Consider the following 25972-nt stretch of genomic DNA (forward strand, 5'->3'; position numbering starts at 1 on the left):
AGCAGACCTAAACTTAATGCCTATGGGGAGGAAACAAAGCCGCCCCTTTCTTTATGTTTGGGGGACAAGCCAACTACGCCATGCAACCCATGTTTTGACGTTGCATGTCGCAGGCTTCGCTCCCTGTGTCAGGCGTGTATTCGTTCGATAGGCATGTAAGCTCACCGTTTGCTTTTTGCGGTCAAAGCCACCTACCGTACAGAGGCCATATTTGGCGTGATGCACCAACGTTCCCCGCTTCAAGCCAAGTGAACGCGTGCCCCCATAGGGCTTGCGCACACCTCCTTTTGAGGCTTGCAAACGATGGAGTTGGCGACGGTGCAACACGGCTCCAATCACATACCAGAGCCGTTGGCAGGTCGGTTTTTCTGCCCCACTCTCTGAAGCTGCTAAGACCCAACTATCGACGCAATGCGAATCAAAGCTTCGTTTGGCTTTCTGGTTTGTTTTTTTGAGGCCATACTTCTCGCGCAATTGTTTGGTTTCCCATCCTTGCTTGAGATGCACCTGCAGGCCCATATCAGTGAGCAGCCGATACAGATGGTCTTTGCCAACCTGGACCGGACTAAAGGAAAGATTCCATGTGCCTTCTTTCCCAGTTCTGGTGACCGCTTGCACATCCTCTACCACCGCATCCGTTAGGGGGAGCAGATGTGTAAGATGCGCCACAATGCGAGCCTTGGCTTCCCATCGGCTTCGTGTCGATGGTGGGATGCGTTTTCTCCGATTGAGACGATTGTGTGAACGCATGGGACGACGCCATTTGCGATGCCGACGTGCTCGGCGCATCGTTCTGCGGGTTTCCACGGCATCTTTGACATGCGTAGGCGCTTCGACCATGACATTGAGCACTGTATCATGCGTGCCAACCACGCTAAAACCCTCGAATGTACTGCCGGGATCAACCCCGACGACAAGAAGTTGGTTATTGGGTTCCTGCTCATAGCACAACTGGACAAAGAACATGCCAAGCCGATTGCGCTTTGGACGAGCATGACCGCTCTTGAATAATTGTCGTGCTTTCGCAGAGGTGCAAGGCATCAATACTACGCCTCGACAATCAACTACAGGTATACGCATACGTGAAGGATTCCCTTCCCTCCTGGTCAAAGCCAGGGTAATATTCCCCTTCGTGAGAGCGAGGACGGGCTTAACCCCAAAGGGTGCCAGCTTGGGCGCGGCTAGAAGAGGTTCAAGCGAGGGGGGTACTCGAACGTTCTTGAAAAGTAGCCCATCCCGCGGCTGCTACCGAAGTAGCCCACTAGACATAACTTACGTTGTCTTAGCCCTTCGACAAGCCCCTGCCTTTAGGCCTGATTCTTACCCACATTTACAAATGGAATCTGTGAAACGGCCATCAGGGTTTCTTGCCACTGTTGACTGTTTCACAAGCCCATCTCTTGCGATTGGCTTTTCAAGCTTGATCAAAAAGATGTGGGTAAGAATCAGGCCTTTAGGCATGGGGTTCATGACTTACACTGCTTGAGTTATTGGTTACGTCTCTTTCGAGCCTACTATCTTTAACCAATTTCAGATGTATTGTATTCACTTGAGGATAGCTTGTCTAGTGGCTCAAGTGAGATCACTTTGTGATGCCAGGACAGGGTTTTTGAGCGTCACGGATCGTCTTTTCTAGTAAAGACGGTAATTTCTAGCTACTTGAGGGATGCTATGACTACCTGGTGTGATGCCGCTACCGCCGTACAGGCCGTTTCATCTGGCGACCGCGTCTTCATTCATGGCGCGTGTATGACGCCGGGCCCCTTGATCGATGCCCTGGTTGCCCGTGGCGATGAGTTGTTTGATGTCGAGTTGACCCATCTGCATACGTATGGCCCGGTTGCCTATACTGATGAGAAGTGGCGTGGCCACTTTTCGACCCGCGCACTCTTCGTCGGCGAGAATATGCGCCAGGCGGCGAATAATGGACGCGCAAGCTATACACCCGTTTTCCTGTCGGATATTCCGGCGCTGTTTGAGCCGTCTGGCTCTCTGCCCATCGATGTGGCGTTTATCCAGGTCTCGCCTCCCGATAGCCATGGCTATTGTTCGCTGGGCGCTTCCGTGGATGTGGCGCTGGCGGCGACCAGCCATGCCCGCGTGGTGGTGGCGCTGATCAATCCTCGTGCGCCGCGTACGCATGGTAGCGGCTTTGTACACATCTCGACCATTGATTACGCGGTTGAATGGGATGGACCTCTATATGAGGTGATGCGGCGCCGGCCCGATGAGGTGCAACTACAGATTGGGCGCCACGTGGCCAGCTTAATTGAAGACGGTGCTACGCTGCAGCTAGGCATCGGCGCTATCCCGGACGCTGTTCTGCAGGCTATCAGCGATCATCGCGCGTTGGGCGTGCATACGGAGATGTTCTCAGATGGCATTCTGGATCTGGTGGAACGTGGAGTGATCACGGGCGAAAAGAAGATTATCGATCGTGACAAGATTGTGGCCAGCTTCGTGGTGGGCTCGCGCCGCCTGCTGGACTTTATCGATGATAACCCCACCGTCGAGATGCGACCTGCTGATTATACGAATAATACGGCTACTATTCGCCAGTTCGAGCGTATGGCGACGATTAATAGCGCACTCCAGGTGGATCTGACGGGCCAGGTCTGCGCGGAGTCGATCGGTACCCGTTTCTATAGCGGAGTGGGCGGGCAGATGGATTTTATGCGCGGGGCCGCCCTGGCGAAGCGGGGTCGTCCCATCATCGCCTTGCCGGCTACGGCGCGCGTTCCACGCGGCAACGAACTGTCGGCCGCCGTGCTGGATACGCTGCCGGGCCTGCTGAAGCCGATCGATAATGTGGCATCGCGCATCGTCCCCATCTTGACGCCTGGAGCGGCTGTAACGACCTCGCGCGCCCACGTGCATTATGTTGTCACTGAATATGGCGTGGCTGCCTTACATGGCCGTGATCTCGCCGAACGGGCGCGGAGCCTGATCTCGATCGCCGCCCCACAGTTCCGTGAAGAACTGGAGCGCGCCGCCTATAACCTCCACCTGTTGAACTAAACACACAATGATCCCCGGCTGTCCAACTGATTAAGGAAGCCGGGGATAGATTTTGGCTGTTTGTGATCGCTAACCGGCGTTATTCTGTCCCTGCACGACTTCAAACAGGAACCACTTGCGGCGTTCGGCCTGATCCAGTAAATCCTCCAGCGCGTTGGCGGTCGCAGTATCGTGATTGTCTTCCACAATCTTGACCGCGGCGCGTAGCATCTGCGCCGAATGGGCGTTGTCGTCCATTAAACGTTTGGCCATCTCGCCGGGCGGCACAAACTCATCGTTGTCGTCCTGAATCGTTTGTAGCTGGCTGATATGTTTGATACTGCGGATCGTGGTGCCGCCGATGCGTCTGACACGCTCCGCCATCACGTCGATCGATTTCAGAATGTCTTTCGCCTGCTTGTCGAACAGGAGATGGTAATCTCGGAAGTGTGAACCGGACAGGTGCCAATGGTAATTCTTGGTCTTGGTGTAGAGGGCAAACGCATCAGCGACCAATGGATTGATGACCGTAGTTACGGACTGCACCTCTTCTGGCGTCAGGTCGGTTACGGTCGCGAGCTGAGGCGCGATCGCTTTTTGCTGGGTAGCGGTATGTCTGCTGGTTGGTTTCTCTCTTGTTGTCATCGGTGTTACCCTTTCTCAACCTTCAGATGTAAATCCTGTGAATCGGTTTTTTCTTATCTTGCTATCAGCCTTCGACATGTGTTCATTACACGACCTCAAAATGAGATGGGTAACAGGGGGCTTCTTGCTCCTTTGATCCAGGGGATGTCACCACTAAATGTAGTGGCTTAACAGGCAGGTGCAGAGCAGGGCCAGGATCGCAATGCTCAACAATGCCTGCTGAATCGGTAATGCTAGCAGCGAGCCGTTTATATATAATCCTCCATAACAGAAGATCCCTGCCAGTACTTCAAGAAAAAAGAGATGGGTCCAGCGTCTGATTAATGCGTGACTGATAGGCGAATTCTCTGTTGAGGACATGGTGCGCGCCACGATGCGTGGTCCCAACAAGAAGAGGAGAACCCCACAGCAGAGCGTCAGTAACGAGCATACTATCTTTAAACTAGCGGGCAGTGCCGTAAAGTCGTTTATCATCATCATGATCTCCTCCTATCCTGATTGAGCAGGAAAAGAACTTTGTCTTCCGTTTTCGTTTGCTGTTCATAGCATAGATTTTATATGTCGCCCTTGTATCGCTAGATTGTCGCAACTTTGTCGCAAAGTCTGAAAGAGCCATTTCAAATAGGGGACAGGTGTTTATCCCCTGCTGTTTTAAGGTTATAATTGTGTTAACACAACAGGAAAAGATTGAGAGAGGGATAGATGCCAACAATATTGCTGGTTGAAGACGAGGCTGACCTGGCCCAGGTCGTTTTGCGCGAACTGATCGCCTCTGGCTATGCGACGCTCCATGCCAGTGATGGCCTCAACGCGGTCAAGATGCATAATAACTCGCAGGTGGACCTGGTAATTCTAGACTGGATGCTGCCAGGATTGAATGGCCTGGATGTATTGAGGCAGATCAGGCAGGTGGCCTCTACCCCGGTGCTGATGTTGACGGCCCGTAGTGAAGAGGCGGATCGCGTAGTCGGCCTTGAGGTCGGGGCGGACGACTATCTGACGAAGCCTTTCAGTGTACGTGAGCTCATTGCCCGTGTGCGCGCGCTTCTGCGCCGCAACGAACTGATCCTACAGACGCTGAATGCCGATCGGAGCGTTGCCGCTGCCATGCTGGTGCGGGGACCGCTCCGGCTTAATCCGCAGACGCACGTAGCGACCCTGAATGGCTCGACCCTGGATCTGAGCCCGACCGAGTTCAACCTGTTGCAACTTTTGCTGCGCAGCCCCGGCCGGGCCTTCAGCCGGGCCTATCTCATCGAAACCATTTGGAGCGAAACCTACATCGGCGGCGACCGCTCGGTAGACAACGTCGTGCTGCGCCTGCGCAAAAAACTCGGCAAAGTCGGAGACGCCATCGAAACCGTCTGGGGCGTCGGCTACCGCCTCAAACAAGAAAGCCTCACATAAAATTGCGGGGAGGTGCAGGAGGGGCGGCGAGCCCCTCCTGCCGGGGTGCGGGGTGTCCCCGCCCTTCTCTCTCTAGCAAGGGAAAATTTGGTGCCTTATGATGAATAAGCAAGCATGGCGACAAAACCCTTTGACGCACGCCACAGTGGGGCGGGCTTTTTTAGAGATGCTGATTATTCAAAGCGCGATGGCACTGATCCTTCCGGCGATCTCACCGCTTACAGATAGCCGCAATATCCCGATCAATGGATACGGAATCCAGTTTTTCACACTCTATTGCCTGTTCTCGGTTCTCTGCCTGGCTTTCCGCTGGCGCCTGCGGCCTGCCCGGCGTACCGTCTGGCAGCAGCTACTGACCGAGATCGAGGTCACGGGTGTCTTATTATGTGAGCTATTGTTTAGCGCCTGGTTTTTTCTCTGGTTCTTTCATCAGCTCAATTTTCTCTCCCTGGTGAGCATTTCGGAGGGTAGCCGGATCGGTTTCTTCGCCGTTACTTTACTGGGCTGTATAGGTTTCTTCTTGCTACGTATCGTGCTGCACGCGTTGGCGTTCTGGGATCGCCTACGTCTGAAGCGTTTGCGCTGGGAAGTCACACACTCACATCTGATGGTCGTGGTTATTGGTGCGGGTATTATCAGTGCCGTGATTGTGTTGATCCTTCTGGCGGTTGATTTCGGCACACTCTTTACAGATACACGCCCGCTCTATCTTATCATCTCTTTCCTGTTCGTCATGTTTATCTGTACTGTTTTTACTATCGCCTGTGTCTTGCCGCCCTCCATCCTGTCCTCCTATATCTTTACCCGCCGCATTACCAGGAGGATCGAGCAGCTGGCACGGGCTACCAGCATGCTGCGTAGCGGTGATTATAGCATTCGTGTGAACATTGAGGGTGAGGACGAGATCGCCCATCTGCAGGCTGACTTTAACGCGATGGCTTCAGCTCTTGAGCGGACCATGCGGGAGTTGAAGGAGGAGCGCGACAATGTGCAGACGCTTCTCAATGCGCGCCGTGAGTTGATCGCCAGCGTGTCTCATGAACTGCGCACTCCGGTGGCGACTGTACGGAGCTACCTGGAGTCTAGCCTGGCGAACTGGCAGCAGGATCAGCCTCCGGCTACGCTCAAGCAGGATATGCAGACGATTGAGCAGCAGACGATACGTCTGCAGTCATTGATCAATGACCTGTTTACGCTGGCACGGGCCGAGGTGGGTCGGCTGGAGATGCGCTGTCAGCCGACCAATATTGAGCTCCTGGTGACGCGCGTGGTAGAGACGATCGCTCCTATCGCGTGGCGTGGTAGCCGGGTGGAGGTTGTCGCTGAAGTGGAATCTATCAGCCCATCCTTCCCATATGCCCTGGTGGACGGTGACCGGCTGGAGCAGATCCTGCATAACCTGATCCACAATGGCGTTCGGCATACGTCTCCCGGCGGCATTATCGCCGTCGCGACCCAGGCCAATGAACGGCAGATCATTTTGCAGGTGAAGGATACCGGGGAAGGCATCGCGCCAGACGATCTCGCCAGGATCTGGGATCGCTTTTACCGCGCCTCGAATGCCCAGTACGGCAGTGGGACCGGACTGGGCCTGGCGATCGTCAAAGAGCTCTCCGAGGCGATGGGAGGCTCGGTCGCGGTCGAAAGCGTGCTCGGCCAGGGATCTTGCTTTACCATCTGCATCCCCCGTGCCCAGGCCGCCACCGAGTCAATTTCCGACGACGTCTTTATGCCCACACAGGACATTAAAACGCGCCCCCTGCCAATGCCTTGACGGTTTGTCTATCATCTTCTCTCGTGCGTTTTCGACTGATCCCAATATTCTAACGGCCGCGCCAGAGGAACCATGGCCGCGAAGTAGTCAAGCAGGAGTCGATGCACGAAGATGTAGCCGCCGCCGACTTTGCGCAGCAGGATACGCTCCGTGGCGAAATCAAGAAATCTGGCGTAATTGCGCGGCATAGCCTGGCTACGCCAGAGCAGAATGCGCAGGACGATATGCTGGATGCAGGCCCAGCCACCAATTAAGAGCCCCACCAGCAAGCCACAGGATGGCCCGATGTAGAGGGCATTGTGTAGCCCAAAGCTCAAGACCTCGTTGACCCCATCATCAAGCAGCATGTTGAGCTGCTGTCCTGGATCGCTGCTTAACATCATGGCCAGGCCCTGACTGAACAGGTAGTAAGCCCTGGTGAAGATGAGCAGCATTAAGATCTGGATGCTCCAGGTAGCGAATGTGCAGATGAGCCCAACGATAAAGCCGTTGCGCGCCGAGCGTCCAATTCCCTGGTTGGGGGTCAGTCTACGATGTTCCTCAAGCCTGTGATTGGAGAGACCATTTAATAGGCCTAAAATAAAGCCATAACTCAATCCAATGCTTAATCCGGTACTGAGTCCAAAGCCGAGGCCGACGAGGGCGCGATAAATAAGTTCGGCGTCGTTTCCAAGGGTGAGCAGGTTTTTGAGCTCAAAGCTCAGACTGCGCGCCAGCGCTACGCTGGGACCAAAGATCAAGGCGTTGCTGAGACCAATGCTCAATCCGACCAGCCCACTTACCAGCAGACTTTGCTTGATATAGCGAGTGCTCAATAGCCCTTTGAGCAGGTTCCTTGGATGCCAGGTGATGATCTCTGTGAGCTGGATGGTTGGACTCCTCTGTGAGAAGAAGAGCAGCAGGAGCAGAGAGATCAGCGCGAAGCTGATGCCGATGATCGAGCCAAAGCCTATCCCGATGATTGGTCCGATCAGGAAGCCAAAGCTGAGCCCGGTGCTCAGGCCAATTAAGGTGCCGATCAGGACACTTTGTTTAATGAGCGTATAGGTTCTATGCGTGCTTTTGGTGCTGGGTACAGGCGCCAGTAAAATACTTAACAGCGTGCTGGTGATGCCAAGGGCCCCTCCAACTATGATGCCTTTGAGCGGATCATACCATGTATAGCCTCCAGGAATGAGAATGGTGATCAGGGTAATACCTACGCCATTGCGCGTGGGCCCATTGCTGATGAGCCTGTTCAGCCAGCCGGATACGCCCCGCCTGAACGGTGGGATGGTCGATTCTGGTAGCGGCTCAAGTGTTCTGCCGCTCAGCAGACCTCCCAGGAGCCCCCCCATCAAGCCATAGATGGCGCGTATGGTGATGGTTAAGCTTCCCAGAAACAGGAGGCTGACAACCAGGCTGATCAGGACTCCGACGCAACTGCCAATCAGCTGTATGGCCAGGCGTTCGTAGATGCGCTGCGTGCGCGGCTCCTCCAGCCAATCTGGTTGGATATGTTCGATATAAAAGACACTTTGATTCTGTCGCTTCATCTGGCGGGCGAGATAGGACAGCCAGTGGATGGTCTGGGCCGGTGGATGACTGGTGGATGTGCCCCGGCGTGTAAGCATGCGCTGGACATAGGTGGCGAAGATCTGCCGCCGCTTGTTTTCTAGTGTATCGTTTTGCAGGATCTCGTCCAGTGGCATGCCGTGATAGGCCAGGGCGAGTACGCTGAGCATCAGGGGCGTTGTCGCCAGCTCTTGTAGATAGAAGTCCTGCTGCAGCGCGATTCTTAATGCTTCCAGGGGCCGGCCGACGTTTTTGAGATATTGTTCGATCTGCCGAGGAGTCAATGGTTGTATGACCACGGCCATCTGCAGGCTCAGTTGTGTGGATAGACTGTGGTACTCTGCGCTGCGACTGCATACTACTATCGGCACCATCCCATGTTTCTGGCGGAATGTGTTGATGGCATCGATGCAGGTGCCCCTGTGGGTGGCGTTGACCTCGTCAAGACCGTCCAGAAGGAGCAGAATATCTTCGGTGTCGATCCAGCTTTGTCCGACTTTGCGTGGTACCTGGTATTTGTCATGAAGCTCATCAATTAACCAGTCACGTAGCGGCAGGCGCCTGGCGGCCCACGATGAGAGGTTGAAAACGACGGGCAGGAGATGAGTCTCGTCTTGCTCGGCCCTGTTGAGCAGGTGACGCGTGAGTTCCAGCAGCAGGGTGGTTTTCCCTGCTCCCGGCTCACCCAGTATGAGCAGGGCGCCATCGGCCTCGTCGTAGACCTGCGTAATCGATGTGTGCGCGGGTAGTGTTCTTTTGGCCTGCGCCGATTCTTGTAAAAGATGCCAGGGGTTAATCAACGCATCTGGCCTCGTCTGCAATCCTAGCTCGATCAGCGTGGCATGATGCAGCGAATGTTCGAGCACATCTGTAATCCAGAAGCGTCTGACACGCTTGAGGAGATGCAGGCGGTTATTTTTCTCCTGCGGTGAGTGGGCGGCTCTTGTATTTCTGAATATTGTGTGATCAATGCCTGGCGGGGCATAATACAGCGGTGGCATCTCTCTTTCTGGTGTGAGCGGTTGATGCTGAACGCTGTGATGCTGTGGATATCGTCCCAATAGTCCTGTGCGTGGTATCGCTGGCCTTTTTGCATCGCCAGGTATTCGTAGCAAGGTCTCCTCACCACCTGCTACTGTTTTGTACAGATCGTCTTCTCCCATCCCTTTCTCCCTCCTTACACATTATCCTCGAGGTGCTCCTCCACCCTGCGCCCTTCTGCTGTACGGCGTTTTCCTACGCACTCATTGAACGATGCAAGAACATTATAACATGCTAACCGTTGTTTCGTCTTTGTTGTTCCTATTTTTCCTATATAATATCACTTTTATATCTTGTATAACTGGTATAATATTCCTACTCACTTATGAAATCGTTTTGAATTATTGTATATTGTATTCAAGCGCCAGAAGTGTATTGATCAATTAATGTATGCCAAAAATGAATTTCGTCAAAAATTATAATGTTATAAGTAGTTTGTGATCTTTTTAAAGGGGATGTGTGCGATGATAGGAGAGGGGCATAAGACGACGGTTGGCATACCTCAGCAGGCAATTCCAGCCTCGTGGTATCGCGCCCTGACATTGCCTGAGCGCATTGCGTTATGGCGGGCTGATGATGAGAAGAAGATTCCCTTGGATCAGCTCAATACCGATCTGGCGGCGAGTAAGTTGCGCTGGTGGAAGGAACTGCCAGCCTTTCAGCAGGGAGACCAGTTTGCTCAGCGTCTGGCAATTGATGGGTTGGTAGAAGAAGATCTCCTCTATCTGCTGGCCGAACCTATCGAGGCGGTGCAGCAGCGATTTTCGGGCGACCTGATCTGGCTGGATAAGTTGCAGCAGGCCTTCTCTATGGATGATAAGGATATGCCGTGCGCCCTTCCCCCTCTGCAACAGGAAGAAGGTATAGACTTACTCATTCGTGCGATTCTACCCCTTTTGCGTAGCGCGTGGAAGCGCGTCTATGTAGAGATGCAGATCCTGTTGCAGCGTCAGCAGAATCCTCCGTTTGAGCCCCTGGTTGTGATGACCCAGCTGTTTCAGCGCCTACCAGGTCAGCTGTTTCTCAAGGTGAGCAAGGTGCTGGCCCTTGAACTGAACGTCATGCGTCTGGAGGGGCGCCTGCGCGGCGCAACACCCGAGGAGCGCTTCGCTTTTTTCGCTGATTGGTGTAGTCAGCCGCAGGTGATGCTTTCGATCCTGGCCCGCTATCCCGTGCTGGCGCGTCAGCTGATGACCCATCTTGATCAGTGGCGTGAGACGTCGCTGGAGTTTTTGCAGCGCTTATGTGCCGACTGGAAAGAGATCCGTGCCCTCTTTTCGCCTGATGCCGATCCTGGCTTTCTGATCGAGGTGCTCAGTGGAACGGGAGATGTTCACCGGGGAGGCCGCAGTGTTTTTCTCCTGCGCTTCCATTCTGGCTTGCGGCTGGTCTATAAGCCCAGATCTCTTTCGATCGATACCCATTTTCAGACCCTGCTCCAGTGGTTGAATGTGAGAAGCAAGTTGCCACCATTCCGCTTATCGCGTTTGCTGGATAAAGGTACATATGGATGGTGTGAGTTTATTGAAGCCCATGATTGTAGCGAGCCCGAACAGGTAGAGCGCTTTTATATCCGGCAGGGAGCATACCTGGCCCTGTTGTATATGCTGTCGGCGACCGATGTACACGCGGAAAATCTGGTAGCTGCCGGCGAGCAGCCAGTATTGGTTGATTTAGAGGCGCTGTTTTGTCCACGTATCCGTCGGCAAGAAGATCAGCCATCTGCCTGGACCGAGGTCGATGATGCGTTGCAGTCGTCGGTGCTCTCGGTGGGTTTGCTGCCCTACCGCTTCTGGTCAAGTGAGCGCGCGCCCGGCATGGATATGAGTGGTATGAGTGAGCTACAGGGCCAGGTAGTTCCGGTGGCGATGCCCCGGTGGGCCCAGGTGGGAACGGATCAGATGCGCATCGTGCGTGATTTCGCGACCATGGGGGGGCGTCAGAATCGCCCGCGTTTACGGGGCCAGCCGGTAGATCTCTGCTCTTACCAGCACTGTATCGTGTTTGGTTTTGTTTCTCTGTATCGATTGCTGGTTGAATGCCGCGAAGAGCTGCTGCAGACCGTGCTGCCCGGCTTTGCGCGTGATGAGATACGCGTGATTTTACGACCGACGATGGCCTATAGCCTGGTATTGCAGGAGAGCTTCCATCCCGATGTGCTGCGCGATGCGCTCGATCTCTATCGTTATATGGATCGCTTGTGGACGATTACGCGTCAGCAGCCATATATGGCCAGCGTTATAGCGGCCGAACAGGCGGATCTTCTCTCTGGCGATATCCCTTTCTTTCTGACGCGGGTCTCCAGCTATGATCTGTATACGAGTCGGGGTGAACGGGTGACAGACTTCTGTTCCCATAGCGGGATGGATATGGCCGTGCGGCGCCTGCAAAAGCTGGACGATACCGATTTGATGCGACAGGTATGGATTATTCAGGCTTCACTGGCTTCTATTACAGAGCAGGAGCTGCATTTTCAACCTCCTACCCTGCAGTTGCGCGAGCCTGCCGCGCCTGCGACCCCTGAGCATTTGCAAACGGCGGCTCGTGCGATTGGCCGTCGCCTGGATACCCTTTCCTTTCATCAAGGGGACATGCTGAGCTGGTTGACCCTGACTCCGGGACGGCATCGCGAGTGGTATATTGGCGCCGTTGGCTGTGATCTCTATAATGGTCTGGCGGGCCTGGCCCTGTTCCTCGCCTACCTGGACAAGTGCGACGGGCATGAGGAATCGACCACCCTGGCGCGCACTATTGTATCCTCCCTACGCCAGCAGTTGGAGTCGTCATCGTCGGTACCTCTGTTGATGCAGGGCGTAGGAGCGTTCGCGGGCTGGGGATCGCTGCTCTATCTCTTCTCCCACCTGATTGTGCTTTGGAACGAGCCATGGCTTGTAAGCGGGGTGGAGCGCGTGCTTGAGCAGATCGAGCCATTGATTGAGCATGATCAGCAGCTCGATGTTGTTCATGGTTCCGCTGGCTGCCTGTTAGCCTTGCTGAGCCTGTACCAGGTTCTGCCTACGGCACGTGTGCTGGCGAACGCGATTCGTTGCGGTGATCATCTGCTGCAAGCTCTGCATTTAACCTCGCCAACACCATCAGTAGCTGCTCTGCTCCAGAGGGGTCTGTTAACCGGATACGCGCATGGGGCTGCTGGTATGGCTTTAAGCCTGATGAAGCTCTCCGCCGTCTGCCAGCAGGAACGATTTCGTATAGCTGCTAACGCCTTGCTCTCTTTTGAGCGCCAGCTGTTCTCAAGCACCCACAATAACTGGCCCGATCTGCGACCTGAGTCGGCTGCGCGGGGAGCGAGTGAGCCGAACGAGGACGCCGCGTCACGTTTTGTGGTGGCATGGTGCCACGGCGCCGCCGGCCTGGGCTTGAGCCGAATGGAGCTGTTGCATTATGACGATACCGCTGTAATGCGCCAGGAGGTGGAGATAGCGCTTAAAACAACATTGAAGGAGGGATTTGGCTTTAATCATTCACTCTGTCATGGGGATCTAGGCAATCTAGAATTGCTCCTGACTGCGACACAACGTCTGGGCATGACTGAATATTTGGAGCCACTGGCCCAACTGACCGCGATGCTGCTGGAATGCGGCGAGCGTACAGGTTGGACAAGTGGTCTTCCTCTCGGTGTCGAAACTCCAGGGATGATGCTGGGGCTGGCTGGTATCGGTTACGAATTGTTGCGCCTGGCGCAACCTCAGTCCGTTCCAAACCTGCTTCTTCTGTCTCCTCCCACGCGTACGGTGGCTGAATGAGGTCATCGTCATGGGGATTCGACGCATTTCTTGTTTGTGTCTCTGGCTGTAAAGCCACTGGTTGTACGTACTGTTGTAGCCCATATGTTGTAGTGGTGGAATACTTTGTTTATTTCCACACAGAAAGGATGTTCCCATGTCTTCTATAGACGTTGTGCGTGCCTGGACGGATGAAGCATATCGCCGCAGTCTGGAACCCGCTGAATTAGCGCAGCTACCGGCCAATCCGGCGGGCGAGATCGAGCTGATCGATGCTGATCTGGCGGCGATCTGTGGCGGGGACGGCATCAGCCTTGGCATCGGCGTTGGCCTCGGCATCGGTATGAATCGTCCGCATGAACAGCAGTTTTCTCTTGGTTGCTCGGCTGACTGCCTGAAATCGTCTTATTGCTTTACATTTGGACCCTGTTGTTAGCATGTGGCCGTGCCGATCTGTTCCGGAGATCAATGTATTGCATCTGTGGTATCGTTCATTTTGTTCTGTGCGGATGCACCCCGTGGCAGCCGCACAGGTCTTTATTGTGTGCATGTTATCCATGTGCCAGAGAGAGATTCCCTCTTTTTAGATTAGAACATGGCCTCGTCGGCCTGCCCAGAATGCAAGAAGTTGAGCACATGTTTATTGAATAAGGGGGCCTGCTCAAACATACAGACATGTCCCGCGCGGGCCAGTACGATAAGTTGGGCCTGAGGAATCTCTTTGATGAGCAACTGCCCCAGTTCCGCCGGCACGAGGGTATCGTGCTGACCCCATACAAGCAGGGTCGGCATGCTGAGGGCGCTGATATGCTCATGATCCCCCTGGGCCATGAGTTGACGGGCTGCGTTAAGCAGGGTCAGGGGACCGGTACGCATGGCATCGTAGGTGAGGATCGGCCAGAAGGCCGGTGAGGTATGGGTGATACCCAGGCATAATGGAAGGAGATAATGGCGCACCTGGCGCGCGGGCGGCATAAACGCCGGCGCTACCAGAACCAACTTCCCCACCACTTCTGGACGCCGCGCGGCAAGTTCAGCACAGATAAAGCCTCCCATGGAGTGGCCGATAAAATGCGCCTTCGTCAACTCGACCTTCTCCATCCATTGTATGAGCCACGAGGCGGTCTGCCTCAGATGGAAGTGCTGACGATGCTGGCGCATCGAACCAAATCCAGGCAGATCGATAAGGTAGAGGCGGTAATGTTGTGCCAGCGGCGCGATATTGCGCGTCCACCAGTAGCTGGAGGCACTGAGCCCATGCACCAGCACAATCGCTTCCCTCGACGTCCCCTGCCTATCCCCCGGCGTATCTACCACCTGATAGCGCACAGGACGCCCCTCCACAAAAACCGTATGATTGCTGATCTCGCGATACATCTTCATACTATATATGTACACCCGCGCATATTAAAATGCAAGCATCCTGCAAAAAGACCCTGTTTTTTTTATGAGCCATCCCGGATTTTTCAAAAATCCGGAATGACTCATAAGTTTTTTGAGGTATGAGTGCAACACAGTGAATGGGTGCATTAGCACCCATTCACTGTGTTGCACTCATACCTCAAAAAATCAAGTTGAGCGCCGTAGGCGCGTAGAGTCATCGCCGAAGGCACCAAAAGCAGACATAAGAGCGCCGCACATCGCTATGTGCCGCCCTCCATCAAAGGCAACGAAAACCAAAACGTAGACCCCTTCCCCTTCTTGCTGGTAACTCCTACCTGGCCTTGATGTCGTTCTATCAACACCTGGCAGATATGCAGACCAAGACCGAGGTTGACCCCCGTAGTCTTTTTACCCCTGGCGTGGTTGGTACGATAGTAGCGATTCCAGATATGCTTTTGTTCTTCCTTCGACATCCCTTCGCCGCGATCGTGTACCCATACATGCGCCTGCGCGTCGTCCACTGTTATCTCTACGGTAATGGGCTCTTCGGGGTCTGAATATTTGAGCGCGTTGCTGATATAGTTCGCCACTACCTGGCTGATGCGATCACTATCCATGAGTGCCGGTATGTATCGCTGCTCTGGCAGTACCAGGTAGATGGGATGGTTGCCCTCGGTGTAGCGCAGATCTTCGACCGTTTCCTTAACGACGCTGATCAGATTGCCGGGCTGCATAAATAATTCAAGCTTATCGATTGCCAGTCTGGAAACATCCAGCATATCGTTGATCAGACGGTTTTGCACGCGTGTCTGGCGTAATGATTGTTCCAGCAGCTTGCACAGTTTGTCGATCATCACCTCTACATCAGATGGTAATTTGTCGGGACGATCCTGTAAGAAGCGTTGGATACGGCGCTGGGCGAGTTGGATACTGCCATTAATGGCGGTCAGCGGTGTGCGTAATTCGTGTCCCACAATGCTCATGAAAGTATCTTTTTGCTTTTCTAATTCTTTCTGGGTCCTTAAATCAACGATGATGGCAGCGCAGAGAGGACGGGTATTTTCCACTATGGTACCGGTCATCAGTACGGGCACCCGCTGCCCGTGCTTGTTGCGGTATTCTTTTTCGACGGGCATGAAAACGCCGGTCTCTAGCAAATCTTTGACCGCCTGGTAATCAATGCCCCTGTATTCATCAGGTGTGACCTCGCGCCAGTTTAGGCGACCGGCCGCGAGGTCTGCTTTCGTGTACTCAAGCATTTTAAGCAGTTTGTCGTTGGCCTCGATAATTTTTCCATCCAGTTCGGCCAGTGTAAAGCCGATGATATTGGCATCGATCAATGCTTTGAATTTGTGTTCGCTGGTGCGTAACGCGATTTCTGTTCGCTTGTAGGCTGTAACATCATTATAATTGACGGATAGACCCTCTGCCGTGGGATGGAGATGAACGTCGTACCAATGCCGGTTGGGGGCGAAGAAAGCCTCGAATTGGATGGCTTTCTGGGTCTGAACGGCTTCGTAGGCTTTCTCTTCGAAGATGGTGTTTTTTAAGCCCGGAACTTTTTCCCAGATATTGTGCCCGATCAGGTCATCAGCCGAATAGTGGACCAGTCTGGCGGCCTGCTGATTCACATAGATGAGGTGCCATTGTTTATCAACGAGAAAGAAGGCATCCTTGAGACTCTCCAGGATGGTGTGAAGATAGTGGTTTGAGGCATGGAGCCTGTGCTCTTTCTGCTTTTGCCTGGTGACATCGATAGCTATCCCCATCATTTTGATGGGGTTGCATTGTTCGTCAAAGTAAACGCGGCCCTGGACCTCGATCCAGTGCTTGTGCTTACTGGCGTCGGTAAGTATGTATTCATCTATGTATTTGTGCCCGGTTTTTAAAGCTTGCTGCAGGACACGTTTTGTGTTAGCTGGATTGGCAGCCTGGACCGTCTGCATCACCTGCGCGCCATTAGGAGGGTCTTCACGCGGCTGGTGATCGAACGCGGATAGTATCTGGTCGCTAAGACTCTGCTGGTCGTCAAGGACGTTCCAGGACCAAAAGCCAATGTTCTGGACGCAAGCCGTCACGCTAACCTGGTCCTGTAGACTTTGTTCCGGTTTTTTTGAGGTAGTGATATCCTGATTGACTATTAAAATATGATCAGGGTAGTCGGTGTCGTCCTTGAGAATGCTTTGACGGCTTTTGACTACTACCAGTTTGCCATCACACTTGGTCTGGAGTAACTCGCCTTCCCACTGGTCTTCTTGCAATAACTGGAACATACTATCAGCATCTTGTTTGCTGGGCCTGCTTTGGAGCAATTCATGATAGAGGCACCCGATAGCTTCTTGCTTTGCCCAGCCGTATAGTTCTTCTGCGCTACCGTTCCATAGTTGAATGTGCTGTTGAGGATCGCAAATGATCATTGCCTCATGCGACATCTCGATGAGCCTGATGTATGTCTGGTCTTCAATGTGATGGCATGGAGCCTGTTCACATGTGTCCCCATTGTGTTGACCTGGTTTGATTCCCGCTTGCGAAGGAGCAAGGGGTGTTTTTTCTTGCTTCAATGCTTGCCTCAAAAATATATCTGATACAGGATATATATGAACCAGTTATTACCAACGTATTGTACCATGAAATTACCAGTCTATGTACTTTCCATTGCTCTATAAGTTGTGCTTTATGTGTAGAATATACATATAAATACTCCGGATTGACCCCGTTGGCGAGTGCCTTCCAAATTAAAACCCTCTATTGTTTTAGAAGCTGATTGATGAATTATATAAGCTATAAATCTCTTTCTGTTATTTGGTATTACCTGCTTATGATTTCTTTTAGTACTAGTACTTTAATTTATGCTGTTGATGAGGTATGATAGAGATGATTCAATTGGTTTCCGGCTATGGTGGGTAGCGCAGCCTTGTTGGGCGCTCGCTTGATTATTCGTATTTTGCAGAGGATTCTTATGAGTGTTCAGAATATGTTTCCCTGGCATTCTCAATATTAAGCTAATAAAGAGTGCGCAATGATCAATATTTTACAGCCTCAGAAACGGCAGAATAGGCAGCAGCGTAGTTTAATTGTGCATTTGCGCAGGCGGCTCTTCATATCGATAGTTTTCCTGGTATGCTTCCTGCTTCTGAGCTCCTCAGCCAGCTTCTATGTTGCCCAGAATCAGCAGCAGCTGGGTGATCAGCGTGTGGCATGGCATGATAACGTTAATGGCCTTTTGCAGGCGATGATCGACCAGGAGACCGGCCTACGTGGCTATATCGCTACAGGTGATGCGTCGTTTCTGCAACCATTTAATGATGGTCAGCGGCATTTTGCCTCCTACTTGCAGCAATTAAAAAATGCGAGCGCGTCTGAGGGTTTTCATCCAACCGAACTGGCCGTGACACGTGTGGAGGATCGCGTAACGCATTGGACCAACCAGTATGCTAATCCACAGCTGCAAAATATGCGTAAGGGTGACCTGAAGGCGGCTCGTGCCGATAAGATTAACGCTCTGGGCAAGGGATATTTCGATGGTGTGCGCTCAGCGGTGGCATCGCTGCAGGCGACCAGCGATCATGATCTGGGGGCACTGCAAAGTCAGGTTATTACCCGGAACTGGATGTTTTTGAGTATATTGATTGCGTTGACGCTTATCGTTTTTGCTTTTCTCTGGAATACTTTTCGCCTCTATATGGCTGTGCAACGAGAGCAGCTGGATGATTTTAAGGTTGCGGCTACCGCTTTTCGGGATGGCGATCTGACGGCACGGGTAAAGGAGAGCCGGGATAGCGAGTTTAACGAAATTGTACAGACCTTTAATGGGATGGCGGATGTGTTGCAGGAGCAGCAAAGTGTGTTGAAGGATCGCGATATTCTGGAGCAGGTGATGCAGATGAATACGTTGCTGGCCGGAAGTCTCGATCTCGCTGATCTGATGCGGCATTTCTTTCAAAAGTTGTTGGAACTGCTGGATGTGCAGATCGCGGCCCTGTATTTGTACGATGATGAGCAGAAGCAGCTGAATCTCTTCTCTTCACGTGGCCTCCAATTCTCGGGCAGGCAGAGTTGTTTCGCCGTGGGAGAGGGCCTGGTCGGGCAGGTGGCGCTGGCGCGTGAGCCCTTGCTGGTGACCCGGCATAGTCCCGCGACCGAGGTTTTTTCCATCAAGACTATGGTTGGCGAGGTGCTGCCTTCGACGCTCTATCAGGTGCCGCTTGTGCAGGGGAATGAACTGCTGGGGGTGCTGGCCGTTGGCTCCGTTTTTACGATGAGCGAACGGGCACGCAATGTGATTCAGGTCGTGGCCAGCAGTCTGGCGACCGCTGTACGCAATACGCAGACGTATGCGCATACGCAGCGGCAGGCGCAGGAACTGGCTGAATATGCGCACCAACAGGCGGAGAACAATCGGGCTCTGCGTCAGCAGCGCGATGAGCTCACCGTGCTGAACGCCGCGCTGGAAGAAGCCAATCGGGTACGCAGCCAGTTCTTATCTACTATGTCGCATGAACTGCGCACCCCGCTGGCCTCGATCATCGGTTTTAGCCAGATTATCATGCGCTCGGAACAGAAGTCACCCTTGACCAGCCGCCAGCATGACAATATCGAGCGCATCCTGAAGAACGCGCAGCATCTGCTGAGTTTGATCAATGATGTGCTGGACCTCGCCAAGATTGAAGCCGGCCGCATGGATATCAAGGCCTCCGAAGTGAATGTAGAAGAACTGCTGAGCTCTGTGATGGATGAGACGCGCTCGATGGCGCTCGATCGCCATTTGAAGCTGGTTACCTCTGTGGAAGAGGGGATCTCGACTATTGAAACCGATGCGCGCAAGTTGCGCCAGATCCTGCTGAACCTGATCTCGAATGCGCTGAAATTTACAGAGAATGGCTCGGTCACCGTGTCCGCCGTGCACCGGCCTGTCGCCAATGCCAATGATGGTATCAGCGGGCAGATCGCTATCTCGGTGACGGACACCGGTATTGGTATCGATCGCGAGCGCCAGGAACATATTTTTGAAGCATTCTATCAGGTGGATAGTAGCAATAGCCGTAGCTACGGTGGGACCGGTCTGGGGCTCTCGATTGTCCGTGAGCTGGCGGTGTTGCTGGGCGGTAAGGTTGAGATCCAGAGTGAGAAGGGGGTCGGCTCTACGTTCACGATCGTGTTGCCTACCCGCCTGCGCGACCAGCGCCTTATTCAAGATATGCGCCTGAATACGTTGCCGGATCAGAAGAATACTACCAGTACGTTACCGAAAAATGAATTGCCGTTGATCACCGATTCCGGCACATTGCGGGTGGTGCGCAATGCGGAGCCTCTTACGGACGATTCCTATCTGGTGGTTGCGGTTGATGATAATCCTGATGTGCTGCAGTTGATCTCAGCGTCTTTAGAGCAGACCCCCTATCGTGTGGTTGGTGTGCAGGATTCTAGTAAAGCGATCAAGGTTATTCAGGAACTTCGCCCCAAGGTGATCACGCTGGATATTATGATGCCCCGCATCAATGGTTGGCAGATTCTGCAGCAATTGAAATCGAATCCTATTACCGCTTCTATCCCGGTCATTTTGCTGACTGTGTTGGAGGATCACTCGGCTGGCTATGTGTTGGGTGCCGATGAGTATCTGGTTAAGCCGGTTGCGCGCGATTCCCTTTTGCGTGTGCTGCAGCAATTGACCGCTAGAGAGCCAGCGCCATTGCAGCATGCGGCGGCCGCGTCTCAGATCCCGGAAGTACTATCTACAATCCCATCTATCAATGCTGAGGCCCTTGTGCCCGGGCAGGATACCGGTGTCGGTTTGAGAAAGCCAATTTTACTGGTGCATAATGAACCCGATATCCATGGGCTCGTTGATAAATTGAGGGAGAAAACCGGCTATGTATTGCATAAAACATCTGAGGGACAGGATCTGCTAGCTCTGATCGAAAAGACGCATCCGGACCTCCTGATGATGTTGCTGCATGCTGATGATGGTAAATTCCTGGGAGATCGGATAAAATCTGCTATAGAGCAATCCTCCTCTTCACCACTTACAGACGATTCTACTGGTTCTGGTGTATAGCGAAATATTTGAGATAAGGATGAGTTATGGATAATCTTGCGCGGGTGCCAGCACGGAAGCGCATTCTGATCGTTGATGATAGTGAAGATATGCGCCAATTGATGCGGCAAATTCTAGAGGAAGAAGAGATCTATGATCTTTTTTTTGCTGAAAACGGCTCGCATGCCATTGAGCAGGCCCTCAAGCAACTTCCTGATCTGATTTTGATGGATATGTCGTTGCCGGGCATGAGTGGCTGGGACGCGGTCGTGCACCTGCGTAAACTTTCGACCTTTCGCGAGATACCCATTATTGCCGTGACAGCCCACGTGACACAGGCTGATCAAGAACGAGCGCAGGCGATCGGCTGCACATCTCATCTTGGCAAACCTTTTGATGTGAATGCCGTGCTGGATATGATCGCCTGTTTTCTGGCTTAGCCGCGTTTCCCTCCGCATAAATAATGGTCAATCATGTGATTGCTGCCCCTTTTTTGTTAAAGTATCCTCCTCCTTTTGGATGATGGGAGAAGAGAACGTCTGGTCTGTGATAAATGCTCTTTTTGGGCGATGGCATTCTGTGCCTCTGTGATTTACACTGAACGTATTCGAATCTATGCTATCTGGTTATGGTCTGCTGGAGAAAGGATGCGTTTGATGGCACAACAGCTTTCAGGACCACGCCTAAATACGGCCTCTGCTGACCTCTTTGTTCATGGGTGGTTGCCACAAACCTGGCAATTGGTGCTGTGGGACCTCTTTCACCTGCGGCAACGTGGTATGTCCAGGTGGTTGGCTGGCCTCTTCTTCGGCGGCTATGCCTTGCTCTTGCTACTGACGATTATTTCCCATCTGTTCCTGGCATCCAGTTCGGGTCCGCGCGTGGGCTCCGATCCTGTGGTCGCCCTGGTCTTTCCTGGTTCGCTACAATTCGCCCTGGGCTACCTGGGCTTGCTGGCACCTATCTTCCTCTGCATCGTGGCCGGGTCCCTGGTTGGTGGTGACTATACCTATGGCATGCATCGTCAGATGCTGACGCGGGGCCTGAGTCGGGGCCAGGTCTTTACCGCCCAGGCCGTAACTCTGGCGCTGGTGGCTTTGCTGGTGGTTGCGTTTGTCATGCTCCTCTCGACGCTGCTTGGTTTTTTGCTTGGCCCGTTGTTTGGCTTGCGGCCCACGTTGCTGCCACCTTTAGGCTGGATCGGCTTTGTACTGACCTGGGTGATGCAATCGCTGCGCTATTTTATCTATATGCTCATCGCTGTGCTTGCCGCCACTATTGGTCGCTCTGCCATTGCCGGTATTGGCTTTTCGATCGGCTATGTCTTTATCGAGTTTCTGGCCACTAATCTTCTTTTTAGCCTGGTAGGCGGATTGAGCGCTCCTATTGGCCGTGCGATCGTGGCCTTTGTCAACAGCCTTCCGGGTACGGTATCTAACTCGCTCAACACTTACGCAACTACCTTGATCGCTGGACAGCCGATGCCAGGCCTTGACCAACTCCCCCTGCAACTTGTTATGACCCTGGCATACGGTCTCATCCTGCTCGCCCTTAGCTATATTATCTACCTGCACAGCGATATCTTCGACTAAGTGGTGCTATTTATATACATTAAATGAAAATATCCTGATAAATGAATTCTCCGATATAAAGATATTTTAACAAATTATTAATGCCAAAGAGCGGCCTGTGGACAGCAAAGAGTTTATAATCTTTTTATGCTGCTTTAGATATATTAAGATGCACAAAGCCGCATAAGGAAGGTACAATTGATGCAAAATTATCTTAAATGTTTTACATATACTTCTGCTACACGCCTCTCACGCCGCTCTCTATGTCTGGCGGGTCTGGGAATGATATCGGTAGGTGCCAGCCTCAATATCAGGCATGTTGTTGGTGCGAGCAGCCGGGCTGCTTCACCCGATAACCACCTGCTGCTGACGCGACAGAACAGCCATAGTACCGCGCTGGCGTGGTCTCGTGATGGTGGTTGGATCGTTTCGGGAGGTAAGACGTCGCCCGTTGAAGTCTGGGATGTGTCTACTGGAAAGACGCGGGCTTCTCTGACCGCCAGAGATGGAGTGTTGCTCGACTGCTCGCCCGATGGTCGTCACATTGTAACGGCCGGCGGCATCGAGGTTGGAGATGCGTCCAGTTCGACGGCAGGATTGCCACAAACCTTTTCAGAAGTTGTGATCTGGGATGCCGCCAGTGGCGCGCGCCTGGTTACCTACAATGGTATGTCGTATATCAATGCGGTGGCCTGGTCGCCCGATGGTACGCGTATCGCTCTCGTCGGCAGCGACGCGGATGGAGCCACGATCCATGTATGCGATGCGCTGGCGGGGACGTTGCTGCTGGCGTATCGGCAGCATGTGGCTTCGCGCCTGGCCTGGTCTCCCGATAGCCGCCAGATTGTCTCAAGCATCGATAGTATCATCGGTGGCGTTTTTACCCGTACGACGCGGATATGGGATAGTGTTACCGGCCACGACTCCGTCGTGCTGAACAATAGCGCCAATGCCTTATCCTGGTCACCTGATGGTCGCTTTATTGCCTGTGGCGATGCGGAGGTGATTACTTTGCGCGACGCCCGGACAGGATCTGTGACCACTTCCTACAAAACCAATAACGATCAAGCGCCGGTATTGGGCGTGGCCTGGTCTCCGGATGGCCGCTTTATCGCCTGTGTCGGTGGCAGCCCCCAATTTCCCGATCCCAAGGGCTTTGTGCAAGTACTCGAGCAGGCCACAGGACAGGTTACCTCCTTCCATGGGCATAAGGTTACCGTAGCAGCCCTGGCCTGGTCTCCCGACAGCTCTCGCCTGGCGAGCAGCTCTTATGATGAAACGATTCGCATCTGGCACATCTGATCAACACGTTGGAGTATCCCCCAGGATTGCCTGAGGTGCGCTCTCCATGCTGCACCTCAGGCAATCCTGGGGGATACTTCTATAATCCAAACTTTCCTCCCACAAGTGAGTACAGTGTGATATTATTTTGTGGTACCTTGAATGAGTGCTTGCCTGAACATCAGGCAGATCTTACTGTGAAGGTGCTGTTTACCTTTATTTTTATGTGCAAAGGTCGATTAGATATAGGCATATATAGATATCTTTTCGGATTTATCTGTCGCGGACAAAGCATCACTATGTCTACGACCGTTACAATGAAGTGTGCTGTTTTAGACAGTACTTATCGAAAGGTTGCGCTTAATCATGTTACTGGCTGGTGACATTGGAGGAACCAAAACCAATCTGGCTCTATATGCCTCGAAAGAGGATCTTCGTTCGCCAACGAGAGAAGCAACACTGCCGAGTGCGCAGTATCCTACGTTGGCCGCCCTGGTTAACGACTTTCTCAAGAAGATCGATCTTCCTAAAGTTACTATTGATCGAGCTGTCTTTGGAGTGGCTGGACCAGTCGTTGGAGGCAAGGCGAAGATCACCAATCTCCCCTGGCACATGGAAGAAAAGCAACTGCAGCAGACATTGAATATTCCTTCTGTGACCTTGCTGAATGACCTGGCCGCTATGGCAACGGCTATCCCTCTCCTGAAGCCGTCTGATCTGCATACGCTCAACGCGGGAAAGTCCGCCAAGCATGGCACCCTGGCCGTGGTTGCTCCTGGCACCGGTTTAGGGGAAGCAATTTTGACCTGGGATGGCGCTCATTATCGCGTGCATCCTTCGGAGGGCGGCCATGTAGACTTTGCTCCTACCAATCCCTTCGAAGTTGGTTTGCTGGTGTATCTGCTCGAACGCATGCAGCATGTCAGCTATGAACATGTGTGTTCAGGTATTGGAGTACCCAATATTTACGCCTATGCCAAAGCATCGGGCCTGTTCGATGAACCTCGCTGGCTGTCGGACAAGCTATCTCAGGTTAAAGATATAACACCCATTATTGTGCAATCCGCCATGGCACCCAAAGACACCGAGGCTGACTCGAATGCCGAAGGTAGCTACTCGGCTATCTGTGCCGCTACCGTCAGGGTCTTTGCTTCGATTCTGGCCGCTGAAGCTGGCAACATGGCGTTAAAAACGCTGGCCACCGGTGGCATCTATCTCGGTGGAGGATTGCCACCACGTATCCGCCCCTTCCTGGAGGACCCCGAGTTTATACACGTCTTCCAGAGCAAAGGTCGTTTCTCCGAAATGCTGGCCGACGTGCCCGTACACGTCATCCTGAACAGCAAAGTGGCTCTGCTCGGCGCAGCCTCCTACGGCTTCGAACAATAATCTAGTTGAATGAAGTGTTGGGGACCTGGTCGCTGTGCGACCAGGTCCCCAACACTTCATTCAACTAGATTGTGCCATACACCTTCTAAAAGGTGTATGGCACAATCTCATCGATCGCCTTCAATTCTTCGGCGCTGAAGTCGAGATTTTTGAGGGCGGCGACGTTCTCGTCGATCTGCTCAACTTTGGAGGCGCCGATCAGGACGCTGGTAACGGCCGGCAGGCGCAGATTCCAGGCCAGCGCCATCTGGGCCAGCGTCTGACCGCGTTCCTTAGCGATGGAGTTCAAGCGATTCAGCTTGTCCTGGACCTCGCCCTGCACCACTTCCTCGTTATTCTTACGACCCCACCAGGCGGCCGCGCGTGAATCCTCGGGCAGATTGCTGCCGAGATACTTGTCGCTCAGGAGTCCCTGGGCCAGCGGACTGTAGGTGATGACGCCGATACCGTTGCGCACGGTATGATCGAACAGATTATGTTCGGGCTTGCGGTCCAGCATGTTGTAGCGTGGCTGGTGGATGGTAATCGGCGCCAGACCCATCTGCTTCGTAATCTGTACCGCCTGCTCCAGATGATCGCCCGGAAAGTTACTGACGCCCACGTACAGAGCTTTGCCCTGGCGAACAATCAGATCAAGGGCGGCCATCGTCTCTTCCAGCGGCGTCTCAGGATCGGGACGGTGGGCATAGAAGATATCGACATATTCCAGACCCAGGCGTTTGAGGGACTGATCCAGGCTGGCGACCAGGTATTTCTTCGAGAGCCCGTCGCCATAGGGGCCCGGCCACATGTAGTAACCCGCTTTACTGGAGATGATCAGTTCATCGCGTGGCATGTCTTTCAACACTTTACCCACGACCTTTTCGGCATTGCCTGGTGGGCGCCCGTAATTGTTGGCCAGGTCGAAATGAGTGATACCTAGATCAAATGCGCGATAAAGACAGGCACGCGCAATCTCTTCGCCGCGATACCCACCAAAGGTCTCCCAGGCTCCCAGCGAAATAGCTGGCAACTGCAATCCTGAGCGACCAGAGCGGCGATACTGCATGCTATCATACCGGTTTTCAGCAAACTGCTGTGTATCCTGTTCTGGCATGGTAAACGTTCTCTTTCTTGCTTAAATAACAAATAATACATATGTATTGGTGCGAAT

At 53.1% G+C, this 25972-nt stretch carries 17 protein-coding genes; 10 read left to right on the forward strand and 7 right to left on the reverse strand.

All coding sequences use genetic code 11. The features are described from left to right. Positions 1-51: 51 nt before the first annotated feature. Positions 52-1080 (reverse strand): RRXRR domain-containing protein, encoded by a 1029-nt coding sequence (locus tag AABA21_RS08480; protein ID WP_338248782.1) that lies wholly within the window; start codon positions 1078-1080, stop codon positions 52-54. Positions 1081-1671: 591 nt separating this feature from the next. Between AABA21_RS08480 and AABA21_RS08485 the strand changes: the two genes are divergently transcribed. Beyond that, positions 1672-3018 carry an acetyl-CoA hydrolase/transferase family protein gene (locus AABA21_RS08485; RefSeq protein WP_338248784.1) on the forward strand — a complete coding sequence of 449 codons (1347 nt, stop codon included), beginning with the start codon at positions 1672-1674 and terminating at the stop codon, positions 3016-3018. Between the two features lie 69 nt (positions 3019-3087). Here the strand turns inward: AABA21_RS08485 and AABA21_RS08490 are convergent, their stop codons facing one another. Both AABA21_RS08490 and AABA21_RS08495 read right to left on the reverse strand, forming a co-directional pair. Further along, positions 3088-3642 carry a Dps family protein gene (locus AABA21_RS08490; protein WP_338248786.1) on the reverse strand — a complete coding sequence of 185 codons (555 nt, stop codon included), beginning with the start codon at positions 3640-3642 and terminating at the stop codon, positions 3088-3090. Between the two features lie 153 nt (positions 3643-3795). Further along, positions 3796-4122 carry a hypothetical protein gene (locus tag AABA21_RS08495; protein ID WP_338248788.1) on the reverse strand — a complete coding sequence of 109 codons (327 nt, stop codon included), beginning with the start codon at positions 4120-4122 and terminating at the stop codon, positions 3796-3798. 222 nt (positions 4123-4344) lie between these two features. On the opposite strand from AABA21_RS08495, the gene AABA21_RS08500 reads away from it, so the two are divergent. Both AABA21_RS08500 and AABA21_RS08505 read left to right on the forward strand, forming a co-directional pair. Beyond that, complete coding sequence (locus AABA21_RS08500) at positions 4345-5049, forward strand: response regulator transcription factor (RefSeq protein ID WP_338248790.1); 705 nt, start codon at positions 4345-4347, stop codon at positions 5047-5049. Between the two features lie 97 nt (positions 5050-5146). Then, on the forward strand, positions 5147-6823 hold the full coding sequence (locus tag AABA21_RS08505) for a sensor histidine kinase (RefSeq protein ID WP_338248792.1): 1677 nt from the start codon (positions 5147-5149) through the stop codon (positions 6821-6823). Positions 6824-6834: 11 nt separating this feature from the next. Here AABA21_RS08505 and AABA21_RS08510 read toward each other — a convergent pair whose 3' ends face one another. Further along, a complete protein-coding gene (locus tag AABA21_RS08510; protein WP_338248793.1) occupies positions 6835-9540 on the reverse strand; it encodes an NACHT domain-containing protein in 2706 nt (901 codons plus the stop codon). 342 nt (positions 9541-9882) lie between these two features. On the opposite strand from AABA21_RS08510, the gene AABA21_RS08515 reads away from it, so the two are divergent. Both AABA21_RS08515 and AABA21_RS08520 read left to right on the forward strand, forming a co-directional pair. After that, positions 9883-13182 (forward strand): type 2 lanthipeptide synthetase LanM family protein, encoded by a 3300-nt coding sequence (locus AABA21_RS08515; protein WP_338248795.1) that lies wholly within the window; start codon positions 9883-9885, stop codon positions 13180-13182. A gap of 136 nt (positions 13183-13318) precedes the next feature. Continuing rightward, positions 13319-13597 carry a mersacidin/lichenicidin family type 2 lantibiotic gene (locus tag AABA21_RS08520; RefSeq protein WP_338248797.1) on the forward strand — a complete coding sequence of 93 codons (279 nt, stop codon included), beginning with the start codon at positions 13319-13321 and terminating at the stop codon, positions 13595-13597. A 152-nt stretch (positions 13598-13749) separates the two neighbouring features. Here AABA21_RS08520 and AABA21_RS08525 read toward each other — a convergent pair whose 3' ends face one another. Then, a complete protein-coding gene (locus AABA21_RS08525) occupies positions 13750-14544 on the reverse strand; it encodes an alpha/beta fold hydrolase (protein WP_338248799.1) in 795 nt (264 codons plus the stop codon). 260 nt (positions 14545-14804) lie between these two features. Then, on the reverse strand, positions 14805-17117 hold the full coding sequence (locus tag AABA21_RS08530) for a PAS domain-containing sensor histidine kinase (RefSeq protein WP_338248801.1): 2313 nt from the start codon (positions 17115-17117) through the stop codon (positions 14805-14807). 446 nt (positions 17118-17563) lie between these two features. On the opposite strand from AABA21_RS08530, the gene AABA21_RS08535 reads away from it, so the two are divergent. From AABA21_RS08535 to glk, 5 genes are all read left to right on the forward strand, one after another. Further along, complete coding sequence (locus tag AABA21_RS08535) at positions 17564-20599, forward strand: ATP-binding protein (protein ID WP_338248802.1); 3036 nt, start codon at positions 17564-17566, stop codon at positions 20597-20599. Positions 20600-20625: 26 nt separating this feature from the next. After that, on the forward strand, positions 20626-21018 hold the full coding sequence (locus tag AABA21_RS08540) for a response regulator (RefSeq protein ID WP_338248804.1): 393 nt from the start codon (positions 20626-20628) through the stop codon (positions 21016-21018). Positions 21019-21234: 216 nt separating this feature from the next. After that, positions 21235-22170, forward strand: a complete 936-nt coding sequence (locus AABA21_RS08545) for a hypothetical protein (protein WP_338248806.1) — start codon at positions 21235-21237, stop codon at positions 22168-22170. Between the two features lie 180 nt (positions 22171-22350). Then, complete coding sequence (locus tag AABA21_RS08550; protein ID WP_338248808.1) at positions 22351-23451, forward strand: WD40 repeat domain-containing protein; 1101 nt, start codon at positions 22351-22353, stop codon at positions 23449-23451. A 345-nt stretch (positions 23452-23796) separates the two neighbouring features. After that, a complete protein-coding gene (glk, locus tag AABA21_RS08555) occupies positions 23797-24819 on the forward strand; it encodes a glucokinase (protein ID WP_338248810.1) in 1023 nt (340 codons plus the stop codon). An 85-nt stretch (positions 24820-24904) separates the two neighbouring features. On the opposite strand, the gene AABA21_RS08560 is transcribed toward glk, so the two are convergent. Further along, positions 24905-25915 carry an aldo/keto reductase gene (locus tag AABA21_RS08560; protein WP_338248812.1) on the reverse strand — a complete coding sequence of 337 codons (1011 nt, stop codon included), beginning with the start codon at positions 25913-25915 and terminating at the stop codon, positions 24905-24907. Between the last annotated feature and the right edge of the window lie 57 nt (positions 25916-25972).

The sequence above is a fragment of the Dictyobacter halimunensis genome (assembly GCF_036245075.1).